Source organism: Acinetobacter sp. WCHAc060006 (assembly GCF_004209135.1).
GTDB lineage: Bacteria > Pseudomonadota > Gammaproteobacteria > Pseudomonadales > Moraxellaceae > Acinetobacter > Acinetobacter cumulans.
Window position 1 is genome coordinate 16,915 of sequence record NZ_SGSS01000011.1, and the last position, 25,161, is coordinate 42,075.

Annotated in this window: 25 protein-coding genes and 4 tRNA genes; 13 read left to right on the plus strand and 16 right to left on the minus strand. The window is 41.1% G+C overall.

Features of this window, described 5'->3' with window-relative positions; genetic code table 11:
• Positions 1-28: 28 nt before the first annotated feature.
• Positions 29-1,003 carry an aliphatic sulfonate ABC transporter substrate-binding protein gene (locus EXE29_RS08260; protein ID WP_120364457.1) on the minus strand — a complete coding sequence of 325 codons (975 nt, stop codon included), beginning with the start codon at positions 1,001-1,003 and terminating at the stop codon, positions 29-31.
• Positions 1,004-1,251: 248 nt separating this feature from the next.
• Here EXE29_RS08260 and EXE29_RS08265 point away from each other — a divergent pair, with 248 nt between their 5' ends.
• The gene (locus EXE29_RS08265) at positions 1,252-1,641 is read left to right on the plus strand and encodes a hypothetical protein (protein WP_120364458.1); all 390 of its coding nucleotides are present in this window, start codon (positions 1,252-1,254) and stop codon (positions 1,639-1,641) included.
• A gap of 41 nt (positions 1,642-1,682) precedes the next feature.
• Here EXE29_RS08265 and EXE29_RS08270 read toward each other — a convergent pair whose 3' ends face one another.
• Positions 1,683-1,874: a hypothetical protein gene (locus EXE29_RS08270; protein ID WP_106984068.1), complete on the minus strand. Its 192-nt coding sequence runs from the start codon at positions 1,872-1,874 to the stop codon at positions 1,683-1,685.
• A 235-nt stretch (positions 1,875-2,109) separates the two neighbouring features.
• On the minus strand, positions 2,110-2,703 hold the full coding sequence (wrbA, locus tag EXE29_RS08275) for an NAD(P)H:quinone oxidoreductase (RefSeq protein WP_117007449.1): 594 nt from the start codon (positions 2,701-2,703) through the stop codon (positions 2,110-2,112).
• Between the two features lie 115 nt (positions 2,704-2,818).
• Between wrbA and EXE29_RS08280 the strand changes: the two genes are divergently transcribed.
• Positions 2,819-4,072: a YihY family inner membrane protein gene (locus EXE29_RS08280; RefSeq protein ID WP_106984066.1), complete on the plus strand. Its 1,254-nt coding sequence runs from the start codon at positions 2,819-2,821 to the stop codon at positions 4,070-4,072.
• 73 nt (positions 4,073-4,145) lie between these two features.
• On the opposite strand, the gene EXE29_RS08285 is transcribed toward EXE29_RS08280, so the two are convergent.
• Positions 4,146-5,063: a DMT family transporter gene (locus EXE29_RS08285; protein ID WP_120364459.1), complete on the minus strand. Its 918-nt coding sequence runs from the start codon at positions 5,061-5,063 to the stop codon at positions 4,146-4,148.
• Positions 5,064-5,237: 174 nt separating this feature from the next.
• Positions 5,238-6,167 (minus strand): DMT family transporter, encoded by a 930-nt coding sequence (locus EXE29_RS08290; RefSeq protein WP_117007465.1) that lies wholly within the window; start codon positions 6,165-6,167, stop codon positions 5,238-5,240.
• A 104-nt stretch (positions 6,168-6,271) separates the two neighbouring features.
• Here EXE29_RS08290 and EXE29_RS08295 point away from each other — a divergent pair, with 104 nt between their 5' ends.
• Positions 6,272-7,072 (plus strand): AraC family transcriptional regulator, encoded by an 801-nt coding sequence (locus tag EXE29_RS08295; RefSeq protein WP_213072340.1) that lies wholly within the window; start codon positions 6,272-6,274, stop codon positions 7,070-7,072.
• A 113-nt stretch (positions 7,073-7,185) separates the two neighbouring features.
• On the opposite strand, the gene EXE29_RS08300 is transcribed toward EXE29_RS08295, so the two are convergent.
• Positions 7,186-7,827: a fumarylacetoacetate hydrolase family protein gene (locus tag EXE29_RS08300; protein WP_120364460.1), complete on the minus strand. Its 642-nt coding sequence runs from the start codon at positions 7,825-7,827 to the stop codon at positions 7,186-7,188.
• A 26-nt stretch (positions 7,828-7,853) separates the two neighbouring features.
• Entirely contained in the window at positions 7,854-8,351 is a 498-nt protein-coding gene (locus EXE29_RS08305; RefSeq protein WP_106984063.1) for a YcxB family protein, read from the minus strand.
• A gap of 197 nt (positions 8,352-8,548) precedes the next feature.
• Here EXE29_RS08305 and EXE29_RS08310 point away from each other — a divergent pair, with 197 nt between their 5' ends.
• On the plus strand, positions 8,549-9,826 hold the full coding sequence (locus tag EXE29_RS08310) for an SRPBCC family protein (RefSeq protein ID WP_228198760.1): 1,278 nt from the start codon (positions 8,549-8,551) through the stop codon (positions 9,824-9,826).
• A gap of 85 nt (positions 9,827-9,911) precedes the next feature.
• On the opposite strand, the gene EXE29_RS08315 is transcribed toward EXE29_RS08310, so the two are convergent.
• Positions 9,912-9,988, minus strand: a tRNA-Arg gene (locus EXE29_RS08315).
• A 319-nt stretch (positions 9,989-10,307) separates the two neighbouring features.
• Here EXE29_RS08315 and EXE29_RS17830 point away from each other — a divergent pair.
• On the plus strand, positions 10,308-10,439 hold the full coding sequence (locus EXE29_RS17830; protein ID WP_265936310.1) for a hypothetical protein: 132 nt from the start codon (positions 10,308-10,310) through the stop codon (positions 10,437-10,439).
• Between the two features lie 47 nt (positions 10,440-10,486).
• Here the strand turns inward: EXE29_RS17830 and EXE29_RS08320 are convergent.
• The 3 genes from EXE29_RS08320 to EXE29_RS08330 form a co-directional block, all read right to left on the minus strand.
• Positions 10,487-10,563, minus strand: a tRNA-Arg gene (locus EXE29_RS08320).
• Between the two features lie 45 nt (positions 10,564-10,608).
• Positions 10,609-10,685 (minus strand) — tRNA-Arg (locus EXE29_RS08325).
• 14 nt (positions 10,686-10,699) lie between these two features.
• A tRNA-Ser gene (locus EXE29_RS08330) sits at positions 10,700-10,789 on the minus strand.
• 264 nt (positions 10,790-11,053) lie between these two features.
• Between EXE29_RS08330 and rnr the strand changes: the two genes are divergently transcribed.
• The 7 genes from rnr to EXE29_RS08365 all read left to right on the plus strand — a co-directional run bounded on the left by rnr (position 11,054) and on the right by EXE29_RS08365 (position 18,462).
• Positions 11,054-13,498, plus strand: coding sequence for a ribonuclease R (rnr, locus tag EXE29_RS08335; RefSeq protein ID WP_213072630.1), 2,445 nt, complete (start codon positions 11,054-11,056; stop codon positions 13,496-13,498).
• A gap of 153 nt (positions 13,499-13,651) precedes the next feature.
• Positions 13,652-13,996: a hypothetical protein gene (locus tag EXE29_RS08340; protein WP_120364463.1), complete on the plus strand. Its 345-nt coding sequence runs from the start codon at positions 13,652-13,654 to the stop codon at positions 13,994-13,996.
• 260 nt (positions 13,997-14,256) lie between these two features.
• The gene (locus EXE29_RS08345; RefSeq protein WP_228198758.1) at positions 14,257-14,661 is read left to right on the plus strand and encodes a hypothetical protein; all 405 of its coding nucleotides are present in this window, start codon (positions 14,257-14,259) and stop codon (positions 14,659-14,661) included.
• A 75-nt stretch (positions 14,662-14,736) separates the two neighbouring features.
• Entirely contained in the window at positions 14,737-16,767 is a 2,031-nt protein-coding gene (locus EXE29_RS08350) for a M3 family metallopeptidase (protein WP_120364465.1), read from the plus strand.
• A gap of 48 nt (positions 16,768-16,815) precedes the next feature.
• A complete protein-coding gene (locus tag EXE29_RS08355) occupies positions 16,816-17,025 on the plus strand; it encodes a YheV family putative zinc ribbon protein (protein ID WP_171356348.1) in 210 nt (69 codons plus the stop codon).
• A gap of 16 nt (positions 17,026-17,041) precedes the next feature.
• A complete protein-coding gene (locus tag EXE29_RS08360) occupies positions 17,042-17,506 on the plus strand; it encodes a hypothetical protein (RefSeq protein ID WP_120364466.1) in 465 nt (154 codons plus the stop codon).
• Positions 17,507-17,574: 68 nt separating this feature from the next.
• Positions 17,575-18,462: a DMT family transporter gene (locus EXE29_RS08365; protein WP_120364467.1), complete on the plus strand. Its 888-nt coding sequence runs from the start codon at positions 17,575-17,577 to the stop codon at positions 18,460-18,462.
• 66 nt (positions 18,463-18,528) lie between these two features.
• On the opposite strand, the gene EXE29_RS08370 is transcribed toward EXE29_RS08365, so the two are convergent.
• The 5 genes from EXE29_RS08370 to EXE29_RS08390 all read right to left on the minus strand — a co-directional run bounded on the left by EXE29_RS08370 (position 18,529) and on the right by EXE29_RS08390 (position 23,764).
• Entirely contained in the window at positions 18,529-20,718 is a 2,190-nt protein-coding gene (locus EXE29_RS08370; RefSeq protein ID WP_120364468.1) for a TRAP transporter large permease subunit, read from the minus strand.
• Positions 20,719-20,911: 193 nt separating this feature from the next.
• Positions 20,912-21,487: a rhombosortase gene (gene rrtA, locus EXE29_RS08375; RefSeq protein ID WP_106984053.1), complete on the minus strand. Its 576-nt coding sequence runs from the start codon at positions 21,485-21,487 to the stop codon at positions 20,912-20,914.
• A gap of 76 nt (positions 21,488-21,563) precedes the next feature.
• Positions 21,564-22,610, minus strand: coding sequence for a hypothetical protein (locus tag EXE29_RS08380; RefSeq protein WP_106984052.1), 1,047 nt, complete (start codon positions 22,608-22,610; stop codon positions 21,564-21,566).
• A gap of 520 nt (positions 22,611-23,130) precedes the next feature.
• A complete protein-coding gene (locus EXE29_RS08385; protein ID WP_106984051.1) occupies positions 23,131-23,514 on the minus strand; it encodes a protein YgfX in 384 nt (127 codons plus the stop codon).
• Positions 23,507-23,764 carry an FAD assembly factor SdhE gene (locus EXE29_RS08390; RefSeq protein WP_106984050.1) on the minus strand — a complete coding sequence of 86 codons (258 nt, stop codon included), beginning with the start codon at positions 23,762-23,764 and terminating at the stop codon, positions 23,507-23,509. Before EXE29_RS08390 ends, EXE29_RS08385 begins: the two co-directional genes overlap by 8 nt.
• 186 nt (positions 23,765-23,950) lie before the next feature.
• Here EXE29_RS08390 and EXE29_RS08395 point away from each other — a divergent pair, with 186 nt between their 5' ends.
• Positions 23,951-25,123 (plus strand): acyl-CoA dehydrogenase family protein, encoded by a 1,173-nt coding sequence (locus tag EXE29_RS08395; RefSeq protein ID WP_120364469.1) that lies wholly within the window; start codon positions 23,951-23,953, stop codon positions 25,121-25,123.
• The last annotated feature ends 38 nt before the right edge of the window (positions 25,124-25,161 follow it).

Here is a 25,161-nt window from a genome sequence, read left to right on the forward strand (position 1 = left end):
CCATCTGGCGCTTTTTTTACATTTACAATTACTGTTTTTTCCAAACATGTTCGTTAATTTGTACAGGATTTGGAATTAACTTTAATTCGGAGAATAGGTCTGCAATTTTTTGCTGATCTTTTATCACATCGTCATTCAAATAATAGGTTTGAACCGTATCTGGGCGCTTGGAAAGTACTTTTTCAGCCACGGTACGATCAATGCCTGTGCTTTCTGCCAAAATTTGAATCGCTTCTTGTGGATGTGCCTTAATCCATTCATCTGTTGCATTTAATGTATCAACAATTTTTTGAGCATCTTTTGGATGTGCTTTTAAAAATTGTGGTGTAGATAAATAAAAACTATAAACTGAATGTAATTGTGACGAATCAAAAATAACGCGGGTATCCCCTTTTAGCGCAGCAGCACTTGCATACGGATCCCATACAGCCCACGCATCAATTGAACCTTTATCTAAAGCTGCTCGTGCATCTGCAGGTGTTAACCAAATAGGCTGAATATCTTGCCAAGACAAATTGGCTTTATTTAAAACCTGTGCCACGAAATAATGCGCACTTGAGCCCTTAGTTAAAGCAATACGCTTGCCCTTTAAGTCTGCTAAATTTTGAATTGTGCTGTTTTTAGGCACTAACAAATCATGTGAACTTTTAGAGTTAATTTCATAACCTAAATAATCAATGGGTTTATTTGCAGATAAGGCAAAAATAACAGGCGTATCCCCTGTATAACCAAAATCAATTGCGCCTACATTGAGTGCCTCTAAAGTTTGTGGTCCCGCAGGAAATTCCTTCCATTCAACTTTTACATTTGGAAATGCCTGTTCAAAGGCTTGTGTCTTTTTGGCTACAATTAATTTGAGTGCTGCTTTTTGATAGCCAATATTCAATTGCTTCAAAGATTGTTCTGAAACTTGTTCTTGATTCGTCGTTTTATTTTTTTGATCACAAGCAATCAACCCCAAACTTATACTGATCGCGGCAACAGATGCCAGAATTTTTTGCATGTAGTATCCAATATATTCTTGAAAAATTTATACTGCACACCTTAGCGAGTTTCAGTTTTCAGCTGAAATCATTTTTTATCACAACTAAATCTCAGAAATTAATTTAATATTACAAAATTGCTGAATATAAATTTGGTCGTTTAGGTCAGCATAAGTCAGTGAAAAACCTGTTTTAATAACAACTGAAATCAATACGATTGTGTAGATGGATCTAGATCACACTCTCAAGAATGAATGAGCTCAACACTATGAATGAACTTCCCACTGTACAATGCCTAAAATGCGCTTCAAACGACGTCGAAGCACGTAATCACGAACAAACCCTACAAAAAATTGGTGGCGTTTTACTTAGTGGCGCAGGCACTGCTGCTGGTACAGTCGGAGGCGCAGCCTCAGGGGCATCTATAGGCGCAGCCATTGGCGGCGTAACAGCTGGGCCTTTGGGTGTAATTATGGGTGCAACAATTGGTACATTCGTGGGTGCAATTAGTATAGGCGTAACAGGTGGCTTTTTAGGACATCGTGTCGGTAAAAAAGCAGGCCAAATAGTCGATAAAAATATCTTCCTCGACTATCAATGCAATGCCTGTAAACACCGTTTTGCTGTACAGCATGCTGTGCAAATTAACAAAGAATAACGCGTACACCCATAAAAAAGCGCTCAAAGAGCGCTTTTGGGTTATTTTTTTACACTACTCGCTGTTGCATGCGGTGGTTCAGCCTGCGTCGTCACTGGCTGTTGTGTAGTTGTTTGTTGCTTTTTTTCAGGCGGAAATTCAAAACTATGTAACACACTCATTGCAAATGAAGCAGAAGAAACTGTGAAAGTTAAAAAAACACCAAAAGTAAACCGAAGAGAAGAAGACCACATAAAAGACCCCAAATTTAAAAATATGCGAAAAGCCAATCGGCTTGCATAGATAAGTACAAAAAGCATGTGTATTAAATGTGATCTAGTCGTCTTTTTACATCCCTCAAAATAGGTATATTTCAATCTATAACAATGAGATATTTTGTTTTTATATTTAAATTTTTACAAATATAACTGCTACTTGTATAGTAATAACTTTGCCTGTAGATCATTCAAACAGGCAAAGTTACAGGTTTTAGCCCACCAGCTTTTGTACTACTTGTGCCAAACGTTTACCTTGCTCTTCACACAAGATTTTTTCATCTTGACTGATAGATAAATCATGACGTGGCCCACTCACATGACTTGCCCCATACGGCGTACCACCAGTTTTCGTATTCGACAGCGCTGGGGCTGAATTGCTTAAGCCTAAAATCATCATGCCGTGGTGGAATAATGGTGGAAGCATAGTTAACAGCGTGCTTTCTTGACCACCATGCATTGAACCTGACGACGTAAAGACACACGCGGGCTTGCCATGCAATGCGCCATTTAACCAAAGGCTGGTGGTTTGATCGAGGAAGTATTTCATTTCCGATGCCATATTGCCAAAACGGGTTGGTGAACCCAAAGCCAACCCAGCACAATTGGCCAAATCATCCAAGCTACAATAAATATCCCCTTCTTCTGGAATGCTGGCTGCAGCTACAGTCACCACGGTGGACAATTGAGGAACTGTGCGAATTTTTACTTGCATGCCTGTAGACTCAATACCATTTGCAATCAAGTGTGCCATTTCTTTGGTTGCGCCATTTTTACTGTAATACAGAACTAAAATATAAGGTTGCATGGTGATTTAGGCGGTGTAATTAAAAAATAAACTATACGGTATTTTGTCCAGTTTTTGGTTAAGCTTAGAGCCGAATATTGAAAAATGATGATTAGAACAATTGAGGCTGTAATTTATGATTGCCGAATATTTCAAGAAACTTCCCTTTTATGACAAAAAATGGTTTCAGTTTGTTTTATTCGTTATACGGCGTTTTGAAGCCGATCGTTGTCGTGAACAAGCAGGTTCTTTGACCTATACCACGCTGTTTGCTGTCGTGCCGATGCTGACAGTATTTTTGGTGATTATCTCTTCCATTAAAGCACTTGAACCTGCGCGCCAACAGCTCCAGCAACTGATTTATAGTAATTTTTTACCTAAAACAACCATTGCCTTTGATAAAGCACTCAATGCATTCACTGATAAATCGAGTAATTTAACCGTTATTGGTATTCTATTTTTATTCATCACTACCGTGATGATGTTGACCAGCATTGAAACTGTGTTTAACCGCATTTGGCGTGTAACCGAAACCCGTGGTGGTATTTTAGGCTTTATGCGCTACTGGACCATTATTTCACTAGGCCCAATCTTGTTGGGCAGCGCATTTGTCATTTCGTCTACCATGGCCTCGCTAAATGTTCTTAACAATAACTTTGCAGGCTATGAACTTGATGGTGAGTTTATATTGTGGCTCATCTCATTTGGTTTAACCATTTTAGGATTTTTCATCTTAAATTGGACCATTCCCAATCGGAATGTACCTCTAAAAGCAGCCTTAATTGCAGGCTTATTTAGCGCAACCGTATTTGAACTCCTCAAAAATCTATTTGGGTTTGTAATGAGTAACTTCACCAGCTATGAACTCATTTATGGTGCATTTGCAGCGATTCCTATTTTCCTGCTGTGGATTTTTTTATCTTGGAATATCGTGTTGTTGGGGGTAGAAATCAGTTATGCACTTACCGCCTTTGATGCCGATGCAAGTCGTGACCGCAAACGCCATCCAGTAATTATGTTGCTGGATCTGCTCGAGCTGTTCTATCAAAAGCAAAAAGTTGGTCTGAGCGTTAGTGAGTCCGAAGCTTTGGAAGTGTTAGGTCGTGATGAAATTGGTCGCTGGCCGAGCTATGTCAAATTACTCGAAAAACAAAATTTGATTACCCGTACAGATACCAATAACTTTGTACTCGCACGTAATCTGGCACAAATTGATTTTTGGACTTTTTACTCACAGCTTCCTTATCCACTGCCACATCGTAAAGATATTGGCAATATTCATGCAGATGATGAATGGATGGAAAAAATTGGCCCAGCTTTGATTGAGTCCGATGATTATTTAGCGGCTAAATTGGCCATTCCGTTATCGACGATTTTGGAATCTAAATAAATACTCAGCCTATTGAATCAAAAAGCCTCATGGATTGAGGCTTTTTGATTATTTCGTAGCTTTACATCACTTTTTAGCAACTTGGCTGTTTTGCGCGCCCAGATAAACTCACAATCAGCACGCCAAGCATTACCATACTGGTACCAATAATAAAGGCGCGTTCTAAAGGCTCATTTAAAATAACTACACCAAACAGAATACCAAATAGAGGGGTTAAAAAAGAAAAGACCCCTAAACGTGAAGCTAAATATTTTTTAAGCAACCAAAACCAAATTAAATAGCTTGCAAATGAAATCAATACTGCATGAAACAGTAGACTCGTGAGAGTCAGCATCGACCAACGGATTTCGCTTTGTCCCAATATAAATGTCATAGGTAGCAAGCAAATAAAGCCACCGAATAATTGATAAAACAAAGTTTGTGTAGCAGGTGCTTCAGACAAATTTGTTAATCGCACGGCAAGCGTTGTGGAGGCCCAAAATATACCAGCGCATAGGGCCAGTAAGTCACCCAAAATCACATGACTTAAGCTTTGCATTGATGATTCACGCTCACCTCCCAAAAAGGTGGTCACAATGCCTAAAAATGCAATTGCAATACCGCTCCACTGTTTCCAAGTCAGACGTTCTGCGGGTAATTTCCAATGTAAGCCCAATGCCACAAAGATAGGCGCTGTATATAACAAAACAACCGTATGTGAGGCTGTCGTAAAGCGCAAAGCTTCGGCCAATAAACAAAATTCCGTGGCAAATAGACCTGCAACCAATGCCCCTGAAAACCAATACTGGCGTGACCACAAGGACTGCCCCTGCGCTAACTTAATCAGTGGAAAAACCAGCAATGCAGATAAACCTGAACGCAAAGCCATTTGCATCAAAGGTGAAATATCTGCTGCAGCCAATTTCACAACAATCTGTTGTAGCCCCCACAATATACATAAGCCAAACATGATTGATGAAGCTTTGGCATCCAATGCCTGACGTTCTTGCACACCATTTACTCTTTGCTCTAAACCGCAACACAGTAGCACTGTCGTACCTAAAAAACACGAGCCAACACTGACTTTTTAATTTTTTATCACGCGAGCTTTTATTGATAGATCAAATACTTCCGAGCAGATAACGCTTACATAAAACTGTGAACTACCTGAGCAGACCAAGCTGGCTTATTTTATAAAATGAATATGCGCCCATGTACGTGCAATTTGGCGATGCAAACTTACAGTCATCACACCCAACATCACAAAGCCCGTACCCATCAGAAAATTCAGCTCAATCTGTTCATGCAAAAAAACCACACCAAACAGCATGCCAAAAATAGGCGTAAGAAATGAAAATACCCCTAAGCTATTGGCCAAATATTGGCGTAATAACCAAAACCACAGCATGAGGCTAAAAAACGACATGATCAGCACATTAAATAATGTGCTCCCCAAAACCACCCAGCTCCAATGAATCGTACTTTGGCCTGTGATATATGCCAATGGGAGTAAAATTAAAAAACTACCCAGCAATTGATAAAACAGCGTTTGAGTTGCTGGCGCATCTGCCAATTTTGTTAAGCGTAGTGAAATGGTGGTTAAAGCCCACATCATACCCGCCATTAGGGCCAAAAAATCTCCCCAAAGCGCATGTGTTAAATCACCTGCTGTGTCACCACGCCCCATAAAGGACAACACAATGCCTGAAAAAGCGAGGAAAATACCGCCCCATTGAATCAAATTCAATTGTTCTGCTGGCAATTTCCAATGTAAACCCAGCGCAACAAAAATAGGCGCGGTATACAGCAACACGACCGTATGTGAAGCCGTGGTATAGCGTAGCGCTTCAGCCACAAAAAGAAATTCGGCTGAGAATAAAATAGCCAGCCACAGACCAGGAAGCAGATAGTCTTTATGATATAAATCTGAAAAGTGCTTCAGACGAAGTAATGGAATCACCAACAGAACGGATAAACCTGAACGAAGCGCAATTTGCATAATCGGGCTAATATCGGGCGCGGCCCACTTCAGCACGACCTGCTGAATTCCCCAAATCATACACAATAAAATCATCCAACCCGATGCTTGTGCATCGAGTGCTTTACGCTGTTCCACGGCCATTGCTCAAAACTAAAAGAGCCTGCTACTATAGACCTGTCACAAATCAAATATATAGTTTAAAACAGACAAGTCATTATTGAATTCAGGCAATTTCCAACATGCCAAATCGCACTAATGCATCACGCCCTTTGGGCATGCAACTCAAAACCAATGACCATATAGACGCTGCACTTTGGATTAGCTTCCGAGATGACCCAGCGCAATCCATTTACCCCACACATGGCCATGCATGGGGTGAGTTTATTTATGCCTTTGACGGCATTATGGAACTCAATATTGATCAAATTGATTATATCACCCCACCACCGCACGGCATTTGGTTGCCTCCAAACGTCAAACATAGTGGCTTAAATCGTACGGCGGTGTCTCATGGCACACTGTATATCCATGAAAGCCTATGTCAGGACTTACCCCAACAAGCAGGTATTTTACTAAGCTCGCCTTTGGTTTCTGCCCTATTTGAACATTTAAGACAAACACCAAATGCTGTATCCAACGCCGAACACCAACGCTTACTCACTGTACTGGTCGACCAACTTAAACATGCCCAATTGGTCAGCAGTTATTTGCCTCATTCTGAGCATCCGACACTGCAAGCCTTACTCAATGATTTACATCAAGCCCCTGCCAATCATCTGTCTTTGGCTATGCTTGCCAAACAATACAATATGACTGAGCGTACCCTTGCCCGACTCAGTCAAAAAGAATTAGGCATGTCATTACATGAGTGGCGCCAGCGCCTAAAAGTGATTAAGGCCATGAGCTTACTGAACCGAGGTCATACGGTAGAAAGTATTGCCTTCGACTTAGGTTATGCCAATGCATCTGCTTTTATTAATATGTTTAAACGCTGGATGCATATTAGCCCCGATCAGTTTCGTAAAAAATTTTCCAGATAAAAACCGCTCTCTGTTTACTCAAATTAACTGTTCTAAAGTAAATTTCGCTGTGCCTTACATTCACGCAGACATAAAAAAAGGACTGTCTCTACAGTCCCTTTTAATGAATTCAATTATTTTACAAAGGTCGTCCAAACATAATCTTGTTGCTGACCTTGTAGCGTCATACTCAGCTGATCACCAGCCTGTAAGGCCGCAACACCTGTAGGTGTTCCTGTCATCACAACATCACCAGCTTCTAAGGTAAACACTTGGCTGATGTCTGCCAGCAATGTTCCTACATCAAAAATCAGCAATGCTGTATCACCTTTTTGACGGAGTTCATCATTAACTTGCAAAGTGTAATGCACATCTTTCCAGTCACTAACAACCGATGAAACATCTACCCAATCTGCCAACATGCATGAACCGTCATACGCTTTTGCACGTTCCCAAGGCTGACCTTTCTTTTTCAAATCATCTTGCAAATCACGCAAAGTTAGATCCAAACCTAAAGTTACCGCATCTACCGCTTGCAATGCCTTTTGTGGATCAGTTTCTGCTTTTAAAGTTTGCCCAATACGCAAAGTCAACTCACACTCGTAATGACAACTACCCAGGGTTTTATTCCAGTCAATTCCAGCATCTAAAGTAGATAAAGCACTCGGTGGCTTCATAAACAAAACAGGACGATCAGGTACTGCATTTCCTAACTCTTTTGCATGATCAGCATAGCTGCGGCCGACACATATAATTTTTGATGGACGTGTAGTCATGATCTTCCCTTCTGTTTTAAGCTCAATTATTTCTTAAATGTATTTTCAAAAATGCTTTGATCAGCTGGATTGCTAAACGCGCGCTTAGGAATAATCACCACTGTACGGTTTTTCATTTCCAACATATACGTCAGTTTACCTGAGGCAAAAGTTGCGACTTCGGCATAGTTGAAAATATTTTTACGCTCATTGGCAAAAATTTCACCATGATCTTGATACAGATCAATGCCTTGCTCACTCTTACCAAATTGATACTTAATAAACTGACGCTTAAACATCATTGGTAAAAACCAATAGCGCATGAGCAATTGCATGATTAAAAAGAATGCGCCTAAAGCCACGTAATAGCGACCTACACCACTGAAACCTAAAGAAAAACCCCAAATAATAATACCAATGCTAATCAATGGCGTAATAAAGCGTGTGAACTGCTTCTTACCAAAAGTAGCCAAGGCAAAACCATCTTGAGATTCTTCTAAATTCAAGGTGTAACGTAACGACAATGCGGGTTGAGTCTCTGACATCTGCTCACATACATATTTTAAAATATAAATTGAACTAGATATTACACCAGAATAGGGTGATTTCTTATTCTTTTTAGCATCAGAAATACACACTTCGGCGCTGTTCTTTTGCTTTAAAATGCGCTAAAACTGCCAACAAATAAAAAATGCATATTACAGGATGTCCTATGCAGCAGATTCAAATAAAAACATGGCTGATGCTGACGAGTCTTATCTTTGCAGGAAATGTATCTGCAAAAATTTTGCCTTGGAAAGCTCAAATTCCAAGTGCATTAACTGAATTTAATCATGATCCTCAAACCTTAGCTTCACTCACAGGAGAGCGCATTTTGATTTATGCGCATCCTACGCAGTCCATACAATTACCCACCATGCCAGCAGGCAAAAAAACGACGGGGAAATACTACAGTGCCTCGGTGGTGATTCCAGCCAATGTCCAGCAAGTCAGCCGTTTACTGCTCAACTACACCAATTATGCAGGCTTATTTCCAACACTTAAATCGGCCAAAGTGGTTGAGCAACAAGGCTCCATTAGCCAAGTTAAATACAATATTCATATTCCAACGCCTATTCCTGTGCTGAATTTCCGTGAAACAGTACTCATGCAACATCAGGCCGATGCCAATAGCATTTCCACGCTGATTTTAGATGCACCCGTGCCATACGCGGCGGGTAAAATTAAATGGTTTGAACTCGCGCCGAATCAGACCTTAGTGACCCTCACGCAATGGGGAGACTTAAGCCAACCCAAAGGTTTTTTATTTAGTAAAATTTTGAATGCCATACCCGATGCAAAGCTTGGTATACCTGCGGGTACCAATGCATTTTTGCTCGAATCCTTACAAAAACGCTTTAAGACCAGCCAAGCACAGCCTTTAGGCACTGGTGTATTCCCCACCGTCGGCTTAGACCGAAATGAACAACTCAAAGTGGCACAGCTCAGCCAAAACTCACAAGAGCCGGTCAGTTTTGTGCTCACGGCCAAAAATGTGCCCTACCCACACGGCACAGAGAAATTACGTTTTAGTACCAGCTATCAGTACTATGCCCATAGCCCTGCCCAGCTTCAGCAATGGCTCACACCTAATAGCTATCAACAATTATTCCCCAATCAAATTAAGCAAGTCCGTGTCCGTAAACTAGATAATAAGCAAATGGATGCGAGCTATAAGATCTCGGTGGGCCTCGGTGTCATTAACATTCCTTTTGATTTTAAAATGCGCTTTAACTACGCCACAGATTGGCAAAATGAATTTTATGCCAATGGTGGCGATTTAAAATTTGTCCGCGGTGGCATGCAGTTGACACCAATGAATCAAGGAACGTTATTAAGTGTGACCAGTGCCATGAAAATTGATCAGGATGCCCCATTTTTATTACGTGCCATGCGAAGCATGCCTTATTCCGATATGCTACCTGCTTTAGGGGGCAATACGGTTTTTGTGCTGAAAGTAAAACAAAAGGCTGGCGCTTAAATTTTGAATTTGATTTAGAGTTATTTTAAATAATTCAGACACAAAAAAACCGCAATAAATGCGGTTTTTTCAATTTAAATCAAGTTGGTGCGCCCAGAGAGATTCGAACTCCCGACCCCTTAGTTCGTAGCCAAGTGCTCTATCCAGCTGAGCTATGGGCGCGACGTCTTGATGTGGTGCATTATACGTGAAATTTCAGCTTTGTTAAGCCCTAATTTGTATTAACACGATCAACTGCCTAGTTATTAGGCATTAATAGCTTTATTCTATTAAAAACCAAGCAAATTTAAATGATTTTATACTTTGGGATTCACTGCGGTTTTAGCCCCAAAATTGGTTTTGAGTGTAGTAGCAATACTTGGTGTTTAAGCAGTTTTTGGTTTTGCTTCGTGACTAAGCACGATTCTAATCATAAAACCGCACACAATGCAGCGGTGGATTTAAAGTCTCAGCTTAAAACATACAGCAGGATTAAACGCCTATGCTCAATTCTCAAAGCTCTATATTCTTGGTGATTATGCTTGATGCTAAAATAGCAGTGAATCTGGCTTGTGAACTGACTTTTAGTTTACGCTCCTGCGACCAACATACCGACAAGAGTTTAGATGCATAAATAGCAGGCACAAAAAAACCGCAATAAATGCGGTTTATTGTTCAAGTTGGTGCGCCCAGAGAGATTCGAACTCCCGACCCCTTAGTTCGTAGCCAAGTGCTCTATCCAGCTGAGCTATGGGCGCTTCACTTGTGTCGTCTTAAAAGACTGCGTTATGTACTTTACTTATTGGTGCGCCCAGAGAGATTCGAACTCCCGACCCCTTAGTTCGTAGCCAAGTGCTCTATCCAGCTGAGCTATGGGCGCGACATAAGTAAAGTTGGCGGTGAGAGAGGGATTCGAACCCTCGATACAGTTGCCCGTATGCATCCTTAGCAGGGATGTGGTTTCAGCCACTCACCCATCTCACCGTAACGTGGCGCCATAATACAAAGTTAACCCCATACGTGCAAGCACTATCCCCCACTTTTTTTCATATTTTCGTTCAATTAAATATTTTTTATACAATTTTTCAAATTCAAGCCCAAAAATCACTTTAAAAATGCCACATTAAGCACATTAATTCAGCATTCGTTATAAAATGCCTGTCAAACACACAATATTGCAATCATTTACGTGCAGTCTGCTGTCGCATGACTTATGCTAAACCTATCTTCTGACATGAAGCCAAAGACATTATGAAAAATTGGGTCGATCCTGAAGCAAAAGCTGAAGCCGAACGTTACGAAAATCCGATTCCGAGCCGTACGCTCATTTTAGACATTATTGAACAACGTGCGCCGCTGTCACATGCAGACTTGGTTGAGCATTTTGAAATTGCCGATCAAAAGAGCATTGATGCCCTGAGCCATCGCTTAATTGCAATGGTACGTGATGGGCAATTAATGAAAGATGGATTTAAGTTTCAATTGGCCACTGAACAGCCGACTCATGATGCGACGGTTTATGTCAACTCAAAAGGTATGGGCAGTGCCAATATTAAAGGTGAAGACGACCTTTTATTGCCTGAGCGTGAATTACGTCAGGTCTTTAATGGTGACCGCGTTAAAGTACGTCAGACTTCAGTTGACCGCAAAGGTAAAGCATGGGGCTTTATTACTGAAGTTGTAGAGCGTCGCGTTAAACAAATTATTGGTAAAGTCTCAATCCACGATGGTGAATACTTTATTCAACCGTCTAATCCAAATGCGCATCAGCCGATTACCTTAGAAAAAGAACTGATTGAGCATGCCAAAGTAAAATTAGGCGATTCAGTCCGTGTTGAAATTGACGACTACCCTACCAAAGAAGAATTTGCGACGGGTCATATCATTCAGTCTATGGCCGATAAAGCCGATACCGAAATTATTATTCCACAAACTATTTTAGAATTTGGTTTACCTTACGAATTCCCAGAAGAAGTTGTAAAAGAAGCGGAAAGCTTTAAAGAGCCATCTGCAAAAGACCGTGAAGGCCGTATTGACCTACGCGATTTACCATTAGTGACGATTGATGGTGAAGATGCACGTGACTTTGACGATGCCGTTTATGCCGAAAAACGTCCAGGTGGTGGCTACCGTGTAGTGGTTGCGATTGCCGATGTGAGCCATTATGTGCGTATTGGTAAGCCTTTGGATGACGAAGCACAAGAGCGTGGTACTTCGGTGTACTTCCCGCATTTTGTCTTGCCAATGCTTCCTGAAGCACTCTCGAATGGTTTGTGCTCACTGAATCCAAATGTCGACCGTTTGTGTATGGTGTGTGACCTGAACCTTTCACGTGCAGGCCGTGTGACCAGTTACGAGTTCTACCCTTCGGTGATGCACTCTAAAGCACGTTTAACCTACACCCAAGTGGCACAATATTTTGATGGCGATAGTCAGGCGGTGCCTGAAGATCGTAATGTGCGTAAATCGCTCAACACTTTATTCCAGCTTTATCATGTATTAAAAGATCTACGCGCGCAGCGTCATGCAATGGAATTCGAAACTGTCGAAACCTACATGACCTTTGATGAGCTTGGCGGTATTAATGAAATTTTACCGCGTACACGTAATGATGCACATAAACTGATTGAAGAATGCATGTTATTGGCCAACGTAGCTGCGGCTGAATATGCATTAAAAAATGAAGTACCAATGCTTTACCGTGTACATGAGCCACCAGAGTTTTCACGCATTCAAAAAGTCCGTGATTTTGTGAAGTTATTGGGTCTTAAGTTCCCTGAGCAACCCACACAAGCTGACTATCAAGCAGTGATTGAAGCGACCAAAGACCGTATTGATGCACCAAGCATTCATGCCGTGTTATTACGTTCGATGATGCAAGCTTATTACGGCGCGAAAAATGCAGGTCATTATGGTCTAGCTTATGAGGCGTATACGCACTTCACTTCACCAATTCGTCGTTACCCTGACTTACTGTTGCACCGCGCAATTAAAGCCAGTCTCACACACAAAAAGTATCCACTTTCAGGTGCCTCATTGGATGATGCAGGTCAGCACTTCTCTGCTACTGAACGTCGTGCAGATGAAGCATCGCGCTCTGTAACCACATGGCTAAAATGTCATTATATGCAACAACATTTAGGCGCAGAGTTTGTCGGTACGATTTCTGCAGTGGCTGAATTTGGTTTATTCGTAACCCTCAAAGACCTTTATGTCGATGGTATGGTACACGTGAGCCAATTGGGTGATGACTTCTTTGTGTTTGATCAATCAAGTCAAAGCTTAGTAGGCCAAAACCGTGGCCAAAGCTTTAGTTTAGGCGATGAAGTTCGTATTAAAGTGGCTGGTGTTAATCTTGAAGAACGTAAAATCGACTTTGAACTGATTCAACAGCTGAGCCATGCTGGTCGCCCGATTCGCAACAAAGCGCCACGTGTGACTAAGCCTAAAGTGGTACGCGAAGCGAAAGAGGAAGTTTTTAGCGAACGTCCGAAGAACCACGAAGCGCCAGCTGTGAGTGAAGACGGAGAACGTCCCTTTCGAAAGAAAAAGCCAAAATCAAAACCCAGCACCTACGGCAAAAAGTCTGCTAAAAAATCTACAGCAAAATCTGAAGCAAAGGCTAAAGATAAAGTAAAGAAAAAGACCAAATTAAAAAAGAAAAAGTCAAATGCGAAAGCAAAGACTGAGTAATTTTTACTTGGATTAAAAAGAGCGCTTCGGCGCTCTTTTTTATTGACTCTTTGGTCTACTAAGCTTGACTAATCTTTTGAAAACGCTATCTTTTAGCACTTTACTAGGGGTAATATATGAAAAAAAATTTCAACTTCACTACTCATCGCCAGCATGCTTTTCAGTACAGGTTGTGCGACGATGTTTAATGGTTCAAGCCAAACCATTAATATTAGAAGTAATAACACAGATGCCAAGCTTTATGTCAATGAAGAGTATATGGGCAAAAACCAAGCTGTTTATACATTCAAGAAAAAAGAAAATTATGTCATCAAAGCAGAGAAGCAAGGCTGTAAAACAACAGCCATTACACCGCAAAAAAGTTTTGATCCAACGACACTTTTAGGTCTCTTAATTGACTGGGGAATTATCTCTATTCTCGTTGTAGATGGTGCAGCGACAGGTTCTTGGCAAAAATTTGCGCAAACCAGTTATGTCGTAGATCCTGATTGTCAGTAAAATCTTTGATTTAAAGAGCACTTCGGTGCTCTTTTTCTTTTAATATACTCATATAAAAAATAAGTTACTTAAAAACAATGAATCCACAGAAGATCTCGAAATATGATTATCACAATTATGTGTTGTTCGCATTTTTCTTACTGACCATCACAGCGCTCTTTGCCATTTTTAGTTTAGATTTCACCCCAAAGGATCACGTCAAAATATGTGCTTTCATTTTAGCCATATTCATTTATTTGGTAATTTTGCTCTACTTTTATGTGCTTCATCGACAAGGTGAATGGGTCATTCCACGTACATGGAAAAATGTACAGAACAGACCAAAATTCTATTTCTTACTGCTACTGCCTCTTTTTGCTGTTTTGATTTTTTATTTAAATTTTGTGTTTTATCCCCCTCTACTGCATACCGTACTGTTAGGTACACCGACTGTTGTGACCGTTGAAGCAAGTGCTGTCAAAGGACATGGTAAAAAAGGAAGCGTCTACCATTCCATCCAAACACCTTATGACTCTACTCGTATGTTTCGAATCAGTGCAGATGAATATGAACACTACAAAAATCAAAATCTGTTCATGAAGGTATCGGTCATTCAGGGGTACTTTGGCACCTACATCCAAAAGATCGAATCCATCCAAATTGTCAAACCAACACAGAATAAATAGCCACAAAGCCTTGATTTATGTATTTCAAACCCCTACATCTACTTATAACATCAGAAATTACTACGGCATCTCACAATGACATTAGAAAAGGCAACTTTGCCTGTTCCACAATTCGATCAAATCACTTTAGATCAACTTAAAACGCAAATTGAGCAAGCGATTCAATCAGGCCAAACCTTTTTAGATGAATTAACTGCAGTTCCAGACAGTATTCAGCAACAATTAGCTGTACTCGAACAGATCGATACCCTAGAAAATAATATGAGCGAAGCTTGGGGCGTACTATCACACCTCAATGCAGTCATGAACAATGCAGAAACACGTGAAGTTTATCAATCGCTATTGCCAGCACTCAGTGAATACTATACCGCTCTAGGCCAACATACCGTGTTGTATCAAACTTATCAGCACGTACGTGACGGTGCCTTGTTTGAAACACTCCCTGCCGCACAGCAAAGTGCGATCAAGTTATCTCTACGAGACTTTAAACTTTCAGGCGTGGCTTTAGAAGGTGATGCTAAAAAGCGCTATGCTGATATTTCTGCACGTTTATCACAATTATCATCAGACTTTTCCAATCATGTACTAGATGCAACCCAAGCTTTTGTACTTCCTTTAGAAGAGGCACAGCTTAAAGGCTTACCAGACAGTAGCGTGGAATTGCTAAAACAATACGGTCAGCAGCGTGAATTGCAACAGCCTGTAGCAACTTTAGATATTCCCTCTTATTTGGCCATTATGACTTATGCTGAGGATCGCGCATTACGTGAAACTTTGTATAAGGCCTATACCACACGTGCGTCTGACCAAGCCAATGCATCTGAATTTGATAACACACCAGTAATGGAGGAAATTCTCAGTTTACGTCAGGAAATGGCACAGCTCTTGGGTTTTGGCAATTATGCCGAACTTTCACTGGCCAGCAAAATGGCACCTAATGTAGAAACAGTACATCAATTTTTAGTTGACCTTGCAGAACATGCACGCCAGCCTGCACTCAAAGAAGTTGCAGAACTAAAAAGCATTGCCAGCGCAGATGGTATTCAAGACTTACAACCTTGGGATACAGGCTTCTACTCAGAAAAGCTCAAAATGCAACAGTTTAATCTGTCACAAGAAGCACTTAAGCCCTACTTCCCTGCGCCTAAAATCTTGCAAGGCCTATTTAGCATTGTCAACCGCTTATACGGCGTACAGGTTGTCGAGCGCGAAGCACCTGTATGGCATCCAGATGCACGTTATTTTGAACTTGAAGATCAAGGCACTGTGATTGGTGGTTTTTACTTTGACCTTTATGCACGTACGGGCAAACGCGGTGGCGCATGGATGAGCGGTTTCCGTTCACGCATGCAAACTGAGCATGGCCTACAGAAGCCAATTTGCTATATGGTGTGCAACTTCACCCCACCTGTTGGTGACCAACCTGCATTATTAACACATGATGAAGTGAACACCTTATTCCATGAATTTGGCCATGGTTTACATCACATGCTAACCGAGGTCGATAATATCTCTGTGGCTGGTACTCATGGTGTAGCATGGGATGCTGTTGAACTGCCTAGTCAGTTTATGGAGTTTTGGACATGGGATACAGAAAGTCTAGACCTACTGAGTGAACATATCGAAACCAAGCAAGCCCTACCCGCTGATTTACTTCAAGCATTACTGAATGCACGGTTTTTCCAATCGGGTATGCAAACACTGCGTCAAATTGAATTTGCTCTATTTGATCTCAATATTCACAGCCGAACACCGGCACTCAATGCCACTCAAATTCAGGCAGAATTAGATCAAATTCGTCGCCAATTTGCTGTGGTGCCAACCGTTGCCTATAACCGCTTCCAACACGGCTTTAGCCACATTTTTGCAGGTGGTTATGCTGCAGGCTATTACTCATACAAATGGGCTGAAGTTTTAGCCAGTGACGCTTTTGATCGCTTCGAAAAAGAAGGCATTTTCAACACGCAAACAGGGCATGATTTCCGTAAAGCCATTTTAGCTGTCGGTGGAAAAGATGCTGCACTCGACGCTTTTGTCAATTTCCGTGGACGCGAGCCGAAAATAGATGCACTGCTTCGTCACCAAGGTTGGACGAACGCTTCATAAACTCTTAAACTAAGGACCTTAATTTTATAGTAGGTAAGTATGATGACCATTAAACGCCGATTTATTGCTGGCGCCAAATGTCCGAAGTGTCAAGCGATGGACCGTGTTGTCATGCTTAGCTCAAATGATGATGAATGGATTGAATGCATTGATTGCGGTTATACCGAAAACCGTCCGACGCATGTAGAAGAGCCTGAGACTCCGGCAGTGCCCGATGAAATTGGTGTCATTCAATTCAAACCTCGTCAGCCAAAATAACAATTTAGGTCTATGTATGGCAGAAGATCAAAGAAATAGCCCGAAACTTTTAATCGGGATTATTGGGGGACTCTGCGTACTGGTTGCGCTTTTTTTTGCTTATCAGTGGTTCACTTCTCCAGTAGAAGAGCTAGCACCAGTTTATGATACGGTTGCGAGCGAAGCCTCAAGTCAGCCAACAAGTGAGGCAAGTACTGAAGAAACCGCTGCTTCTGAAATCAACCTTCAAGAAGCAAGTGCAGTAGAAGCGAATCATGCAACTCAGTCAAAGCCGCTGGTCACTGACGATATTTTAACAGCGCCTATTCCTGAAAATGCTTCTTTAGCAAAAGAGGAACAGGCACGGCTTGCCGATTTGCAAGAACAACTCGCAGAGCAAGAAAAGACCCTAAAGGCACAGCATGCTGATGCTGATCAGCTGATTAAATTAAAAGAAGAGCAACTTAAGCTACTTGAGCAACAACTGGCACAAGAACACTAAGTCATTCAATACTTAGTTTTGCATCTAAATCAGGCTAGAATATCATCAGATTTTCTGGCCTATTATTTATGTCTTCACTCCCCTCATCCAATACCACCGTTAAAGCAATTGGCTTTTTAATGCTGTCCGCCTTTTTATTTTCAATTATGGGCGTCTGTATTCGTTTAGCCTCACAGAGTGTAGACAATGCCGCGATTGTATTTTTTCGCAATGTAGTAGGCCTATTCATTTTCCTGCCCCTTATCCTCAAAAAAGGTACTGGCTTTTTTAAAACTCAAAAACTCTGGATGCATACTTGGCGCTCCATAGTCGGGCTGATCGCAATGTATGGTTTTTTCTATGCAATTGCCCATTTAAAACTATCCAATGCGATGGTGTTTACGTATTCATCCCCCATTTTTATTCCTTTAATTGCATGGTTATTTCTCAAAGAGCAAATCACTGCAAAAATGCTGATTGTGGCATTGGTCGGACTCATTGGGGTACTGTGCGTTGCAAAGCCAGATTCTGGCATGTTCAATCAATTGTCGCTCATTGGTTTAGGTGCAAGTTTTTTAGCAGCCATGGCCTTTGTGACCGTACGCGCCCTTACAGCAACTGAACCACCTGAACGCATCGTGTTTTATTTTTGCTTTTTTGGCACGCTCATTTCAGCCATTCCAATGTTTTGGTCATGGCGTCTATATACATTCACTGAATTAATGTACCTCATTTGTGCTGGGCTATTGGCCAATATCAGTCAGCTCTTTATGTCGAATGCCTATAAACTCGCACCTGCTGGCGAAATTGGACCAGTCAATTATATTGCGATTATTTTTGCGGGTGCTTGGGGTTACTTCATGTGGCATGAGCTTCCAGATCTTTATAGTCTAATTGGATTTGCATTTATTTTTATGGCAATTGTCCTCTGTAATCCTTTATTCAAACGACCGCAGTGGTTGAAGGCACGTCGCTAAAATAAAAACGTTTAAATGTCTATCTCCCATAAAAAAATGCACCCGAAGGTGCATTTTTTTATGCTGTTACTTGTACCAGCCAAATAACTTCAATACATACGGCGCATAAGTCACAATCAGTAATGATGGGAACAACACCAAAATTGGTAAGATCCAACGTTCATAACGATAGTAGAAATTGGTGTACATCGCTTTTGCTTCGGCATCCGTTTCACGAACCTCATCATCACCAACGGACAATCGTGTCAGCAAATGATTCAGCGCAACAGGTGGTGAGACATAACCCAACTCGAATGCGACCAGTACAATCATCCAGAAATGAATTGGATGGATGCCATTTTCATACGCTACAGGTGCAACTGTAGCCGCAACCAAAATAACTGCACCAAATGGGTCTGTGGTCATACCAATAATTGCCAATAGCAATGCAATAAAGGCCAATGAAATATAGATATTGCCCAAATGTGTCGGTAATAGTTCTACAACTTCAGTACGTTCAATTAAGCCACCTACACTTGCAGAGAGTGCCATAAGGATAATCAGCGCACCAATATGACCAACTGTTTCTGATGATGCAAACCAAATCGAGCTACCAAAGCCACGACGCTGTCCATCATGCTCACGCATAAATGTTGAGCTTTGAGCATGCTGTTCTGCCAAATGTGCATGTTGATCGACAGGTGTTGGAGTAAAACGATCCGCAAACCAACGGTCAAACATAATGTAAGCAATTAAAATAATTGGTAACACTACAGGTGCAGTGAACTCATCCATCTTGGTGTCTAGACCATATTTGTAGAATGCAATCACAATCAATGTGATCACAATATATGGAATGACTGGAATAAATGCGCGAAGCATGCCTGGAATTGCAACTTTCGGTGAATTCACACGGAAACGTGTTTCCGCCAAGAACAAAGAAATGCCTAAGAAAATAAATGCAGTTAACCAGAATACATAAATACCATGATCAAATAACTCATCTGAAGTGACATGACGACTGTCGAGCATTGAAATCAAAATAATTAATAAACATGGACGAATCACCACGCCGAGCGAGCCCGACATTGCAGACACGGCCAAAGCAAATTGACGACGTGAGCCAGAATTCCAAACTTCTTTATAAATAATGGCACCCGCAGCCACAACGAAGATACCAGATGCACCTGTATAAGCTGTTGGAATAGCAGCTGCAATCAAAATTAACCAAGTCAGTGTTTCAGGGGCCAAGTTCCATGGGCGTAAAATCCCCAAGAACAGATCCATCACCCGTGTTTGCGTGAGTAACATACCTGCCCAAATGAATAACGCTAGGTTTAAGAAAATACCTGAGAACTCAACCAACTGTCCCAAATAAATCCCTTGCCCCATTGGATAGTCCATGAAGAAAGTAAATGCTACGCCTGTAATAATGGCCATATAGGCATACAGTGGTACACTCAGTAATGCAAAACCAATATTCCCTGGGCCTTGTTCTTTTACCGCTGGGGTTTTAAAGAACTGGAAAATACTGATCAGCATAACTAAACCAAATAGCGCCAACCACAACCAATAGACAGCTAAGGTTTCAGTGGTCGATTTCACCCCTGAATTTAAAACCGAATTAAATTGGCTATATACAGAGAAAGTTAATAAACCATTACCTATCGCCATAAACAACGCGTATACACGGTAATCTAATTTGGTTGTTGGTGCACGTAGACCAATATGGTGGAATTTTATTGATGCAGTAATTGCAGAGACTAAAACCATCAACAATAAAATCAAGACACGGTTTTCAGAACCGAATTTGAAAATACCGAAGAATGTTGTTTCAACTGCACGATAAGTACGAATACTTGGATGATCATCCAAATATTTTTTAGCTTTGTCATAAAATTGGAATTTTTCTTCACACTGCTGCACACCCGCCATGATTGATGCACGTACATCCGACTCAGAGGCACTACCGAAGATATCTGCAAACTCATCATTTGCATTTTGCTTCATTTGGGTCTGCACCATTGCATCAACATTCGGATGACGATCACAATCAGGTGCAACAGGTTCAGCGCGTAAAAACGAGTACTGCATCCCAATCGCTTCATTGCCATACAGCTTTTCACCTGTACGCAATAATTGGCCATGAATCATTTCGCCCGTGCCAATGATTAAAGTCAACAGCAGTAAAAGCAGAACGATAAAGGTCGAGATCCAGTTGTTCCATATATAACTTAACAGTCCGAGTCCGGATCTGCTGTTTTGATCATTTTGCATGAATCTTCCTATTTTTATTTTGGGTGTGAGCGCTTTGCTTCACCCTTGTCCTTCTTTCCGAAAAATTCCTTTTTCGGTATTTCTGTTTGTTATTCCGATTTTCTTTCAATGTGCAACAATTAGGCAGATATTAAAATGACAATATGTATTTTCTTTTATGAAAAGAATGTCAACTCGATCACTTCTCTACTTATCATTTCTCTGCAATGAAATAACTCCCAATTACATAGATAACGGCCAGTACAATACCCCAAATCACCCCCAATAAATGGGCTTCGACCAATACAGGACTTCCTATAAGTTGAGCTGTCCCCATACTGCCAAAGGTATTTTCCCAAACCAATTTTGACAAAATTAATAACAGTACAAATGCAGCAAAGCGTCGCTCACGCTTATATAACAAGTGTACGCAAGCAATAGATGCATAAGCCCCATGCAACACTCCCGAAAGCCCCGCATAAGCTTCTATATCGGGTAGAAAAAAGTAAAAACTGAGACTAATTAAAGGCGGAAGTGCCAAGAGCAAGGCTACAAAGTGCCAGAGCGATGCGCGTGGAAATATAAATGGCAAACAGATAAATGCCAGCATATTCAAAAAATAATGCATCCATCCCACATGAACCCAATGAGCTGTCCATAAGCGCCAAAATTCGCTAAACAGCCCATCTTGCCAGTAGATGAATGCATCTTTATACACTTGCAAACAGGCAGAAAAAGATACAAATACTGCTAAAAAAACAATTTTTCGAATTAAAAATTGATCTTGCATGTACCTTACTCCGTTATGTTTGCGCTAAGGTCTTACACTTAGCAATTCACTTCGGTTCTATTTCTGAGGCTCATATTTACTGTGACTTACCCTCTTCAAATAAATCATCTAAATCAGAAGAAGAGCCACTATCATCCCAGAAACGTTGCATGCCATCATCTGCTGTACGTGTACCTGTATGCTCAGTCCAATAGCGATCTGAAATACCTTTCACCATCAACTCAGCCATACTATCAATCAGTTTAAACTGTGGATTGACTGGTTTTTCATCTGAACGTGCCTGTGCAAAACTCTTCAAAGCATCACGAATTTTAGCATCGTCACCACTGGCTTGTGCTGCAACGGCATACATCGCATGCGGTAAGCGGACGCCTTTTTGCTCACCAATCGTCATCGATTGTTTTAAAGTTTGGTATGGATCTGGCTTATCGTCGCCCGCTCCTGGTAATAAGGTCCAAATCACAGCGCGCGTTGCATTCGGTGCACCCCAAAATTTTTCATTATTTAAGCAGGTCATCCCACGCTCAACCACGGCTGCGATATCTTTAGGTACATTCACTGCACCACCAGAGTTAATATCATTGGTCATGGCCTGTAAGCCACTTAACATGCCCAATAAATAAACAGTCTGCTCTATATCACTGTTCATTTTGGCACAGCCATCACCCAATGTTTTTTTGTATTTCTTTTCATAGCGTGATTGGAACAATTGATAGCCTGTATATTGACGCTGTGCCGCTAAACCCGCCCAACGTTTTTGCTCTATACGTGCATCCTGTGCTTCAGTCACTTGATTTGATTTAGATGCTCGAAGATAACGTAACTCTGCATCTAAAGCTTTTTGCTCTGCGCACATACCAGAAGCTGAGTACATAAGTACAGCCACACGTGTTGGATCTGCACCCATATCTTTAGTCGCCATAATCGCAGGCGTCAAAGAGTTGCCGGTGTTGCAGATCATTTCTGCATCATCCATGGCTAAAATTGGCGGTACGATATGATTTTCTGTAAAACCTAATGCCACATTGGCACCTGTCTTGATCACTTGTGAACAGCCAGATAATAAAAATGTAGTTGTTATTGCGACTGCCACACCTTGGCAAATGCGTTGGACGTTCGACATATTCCTGTCCTCTATAATTTTGTTTATGTCCATCTCGACAAACATATCAGAAGCGTTTTCTGTTTAAAAGAGTATTTACTCTAATTTGAGTCTTCACTGTGCCATTATTTTTATGCGTTGCAATTGACTGGAATGAAGAGGATGCCAAATTTTAGGCAAAAAAAAGCAGCATTGCGACGGTTCAGCACATGCTGCTTATTAAGGGTCTAGCGCCTAAACGCTAATCATGTTGTGCAATTCGTTCCTTCAGCACCGTTCCTAGCCGTCTTACTACAATTGCCATAACAATCGCAGCTGCCAGAAGCATCCAAGTTGGATAGTCCATAAGAGACTCCTCATTTCGCTGTTGGTAGAGTTAATGTACATGTATCAAAAAATAGACAGCACAATAATTGTCAGACAATTTATATTTTCTGCCAACTATTCAGCAGTCTGTCTGACAACATTGTGAGAGATGCATTATATTCAATTGATTTTTATTGTTTTTATGATTTTTTTAAAAATTTAGCCTGTCTAACAATTAGATCATTTTGGCCAATACTTTCAATGACTTCCACTGTTTGAAGGCGACTTGATCACACCAAATAATCATTGGTTTTGTACGTGCATGCTGAAAATACACCACGATATACACTTGATGATCAATAATATGACTGATTTGCACACGCTGTGGCTGACCGTACTTGGTCAAGGTCCAATCACGACCATCCAGATATTCCAGCGCACTAATATTGGGGCGCCGGCGATAAAATAAAGCATAGATGACCAAGCCCAATAGCAGAAACACACACCAAAGCCAGATGGCTAAAACCTGATAGAGCAAGGTCATTAAAACCGCAAAAATGGCAAACTGAAACACTAGCGCTATCAGACTAGGTTTCAGCTGAAAATGACGCTTATCCATGAACGTAGTGTTTTAACTTCTGAATAAAATCACGTAATTCTGGGCGTGGCGGTTCACTTACTTCCATAAACCAATCCAATAAATCTGGATCTTCCTGCGCAACCAACTCTGCAAACATGTCTTTTTCAAATTGATCTGCTTGCAAGTAGTAATTTTTTACGTAGGGATCAAAATACACATCAATTTCTTTTAAACCGCGTCGCGCACGGTAAATTACTTTGCGTTCTTCCAAGCTGATGTCATCAGTCATCGCATTCCCCAATGTTAGATTTAAACGCCGTTATTTTACCTTATTCAGCCCTGTTAATTGACACCTTTTCACAAGATTGACCGAAAGCATCAGTAAATTTTCTGCAATTGAGCATTCAGCACATTGCTGACAACTGTACATTCTTATAATTTTCAAATACACGCACACACAATAAGGATAATTCACATGCAATCTGGAGCGATTCGCCCTATTCTCAATATGCTACCGCGCAAACTGTTTAATGCTGATCATGAAGCATTCCGCGATACTGTACGCAAATTTTATGAAAAAGAAGTTGTGCCAAATATTGAAAAATATGAACAACAACAACATGTGGATCGCGATATATGGAATAAAGCAGGTGCGCTAGGTTTATTGTGTACCACCATGCCTGAAGCCTATGGTGGCTCTGGGGTAGACCGTCTGTACAGCATGATCTTAATTGAAGAACAAGCCTATGCCATGGATTCTTCAACAGGTTTTTCTCTGCATTCAGATATTGTGGCCAATTACATTTATAATTTTGGTAATGAACAACAGAAGCAATTTTGGTTACCTAAAATGACCACTGGCGAAACAGTTACCGCCATTGCGATGACTGAACCAGGCACAGGTTCAGATTTACAAGCTGTACGTACAACCGCCGTACTAGATGGCGACGACTATGTTATTAATGGCTCTAAGATTTTTATTACCAATGGTTATCTATGTGATATGGCCATTGTGGTATGTAAAACAGGTCACTCTGAAAAAGGTTCTGCAAACTTATCCTTAATTTTAGTTGAAGCAGATCGCGTAGGCTTTAGCAAAGGCAAGCCACTCAACAAAATCGGCATGAAAGGTCAAGATACCTGCGAACTGTTTTTTGATAACGTGCGTGTACCTAAAGAAAACTTACTGGGTATGGAAGGCATGGGCTTTATGATGCTAATGAAAGAGCTGGCTTGGGAGCGCATGTTGGTCGCAATTATTTGCCAAGCAGGTGCAGAAGCGTCTTTTGCACATACCGTCAAGTACACCAAAGAGCGTAAAGCTTTTGGCAAAGCAATTTGGAGCTTCCAAAACAGTCGTTTTACACTCGCTGAATTGCGTACTGAAATTGACTTCTGTCGTGCCTACTTAGACCGATGCATGGAGTTACAACTCAAAGAAGAACTCGGCATTGATGCAGCAGCAGCGGCCAAATACAAAATTTCAGAAATGTTCTCAAAGGTTGTAGATGAGTGCCTACAGCTCCATGGTGGCTATGGCTATATGCTTGAATATCCAATTGCACGTGCCTATATCGACAACCGTGCAAATCGAATCTACGCAGGAACCAATGAAATTATGAAAGAATTAATTTCACGTACGCTCTAATCTCTAAACCCCTAGCCTATCCTGCTACAGCAACGCAA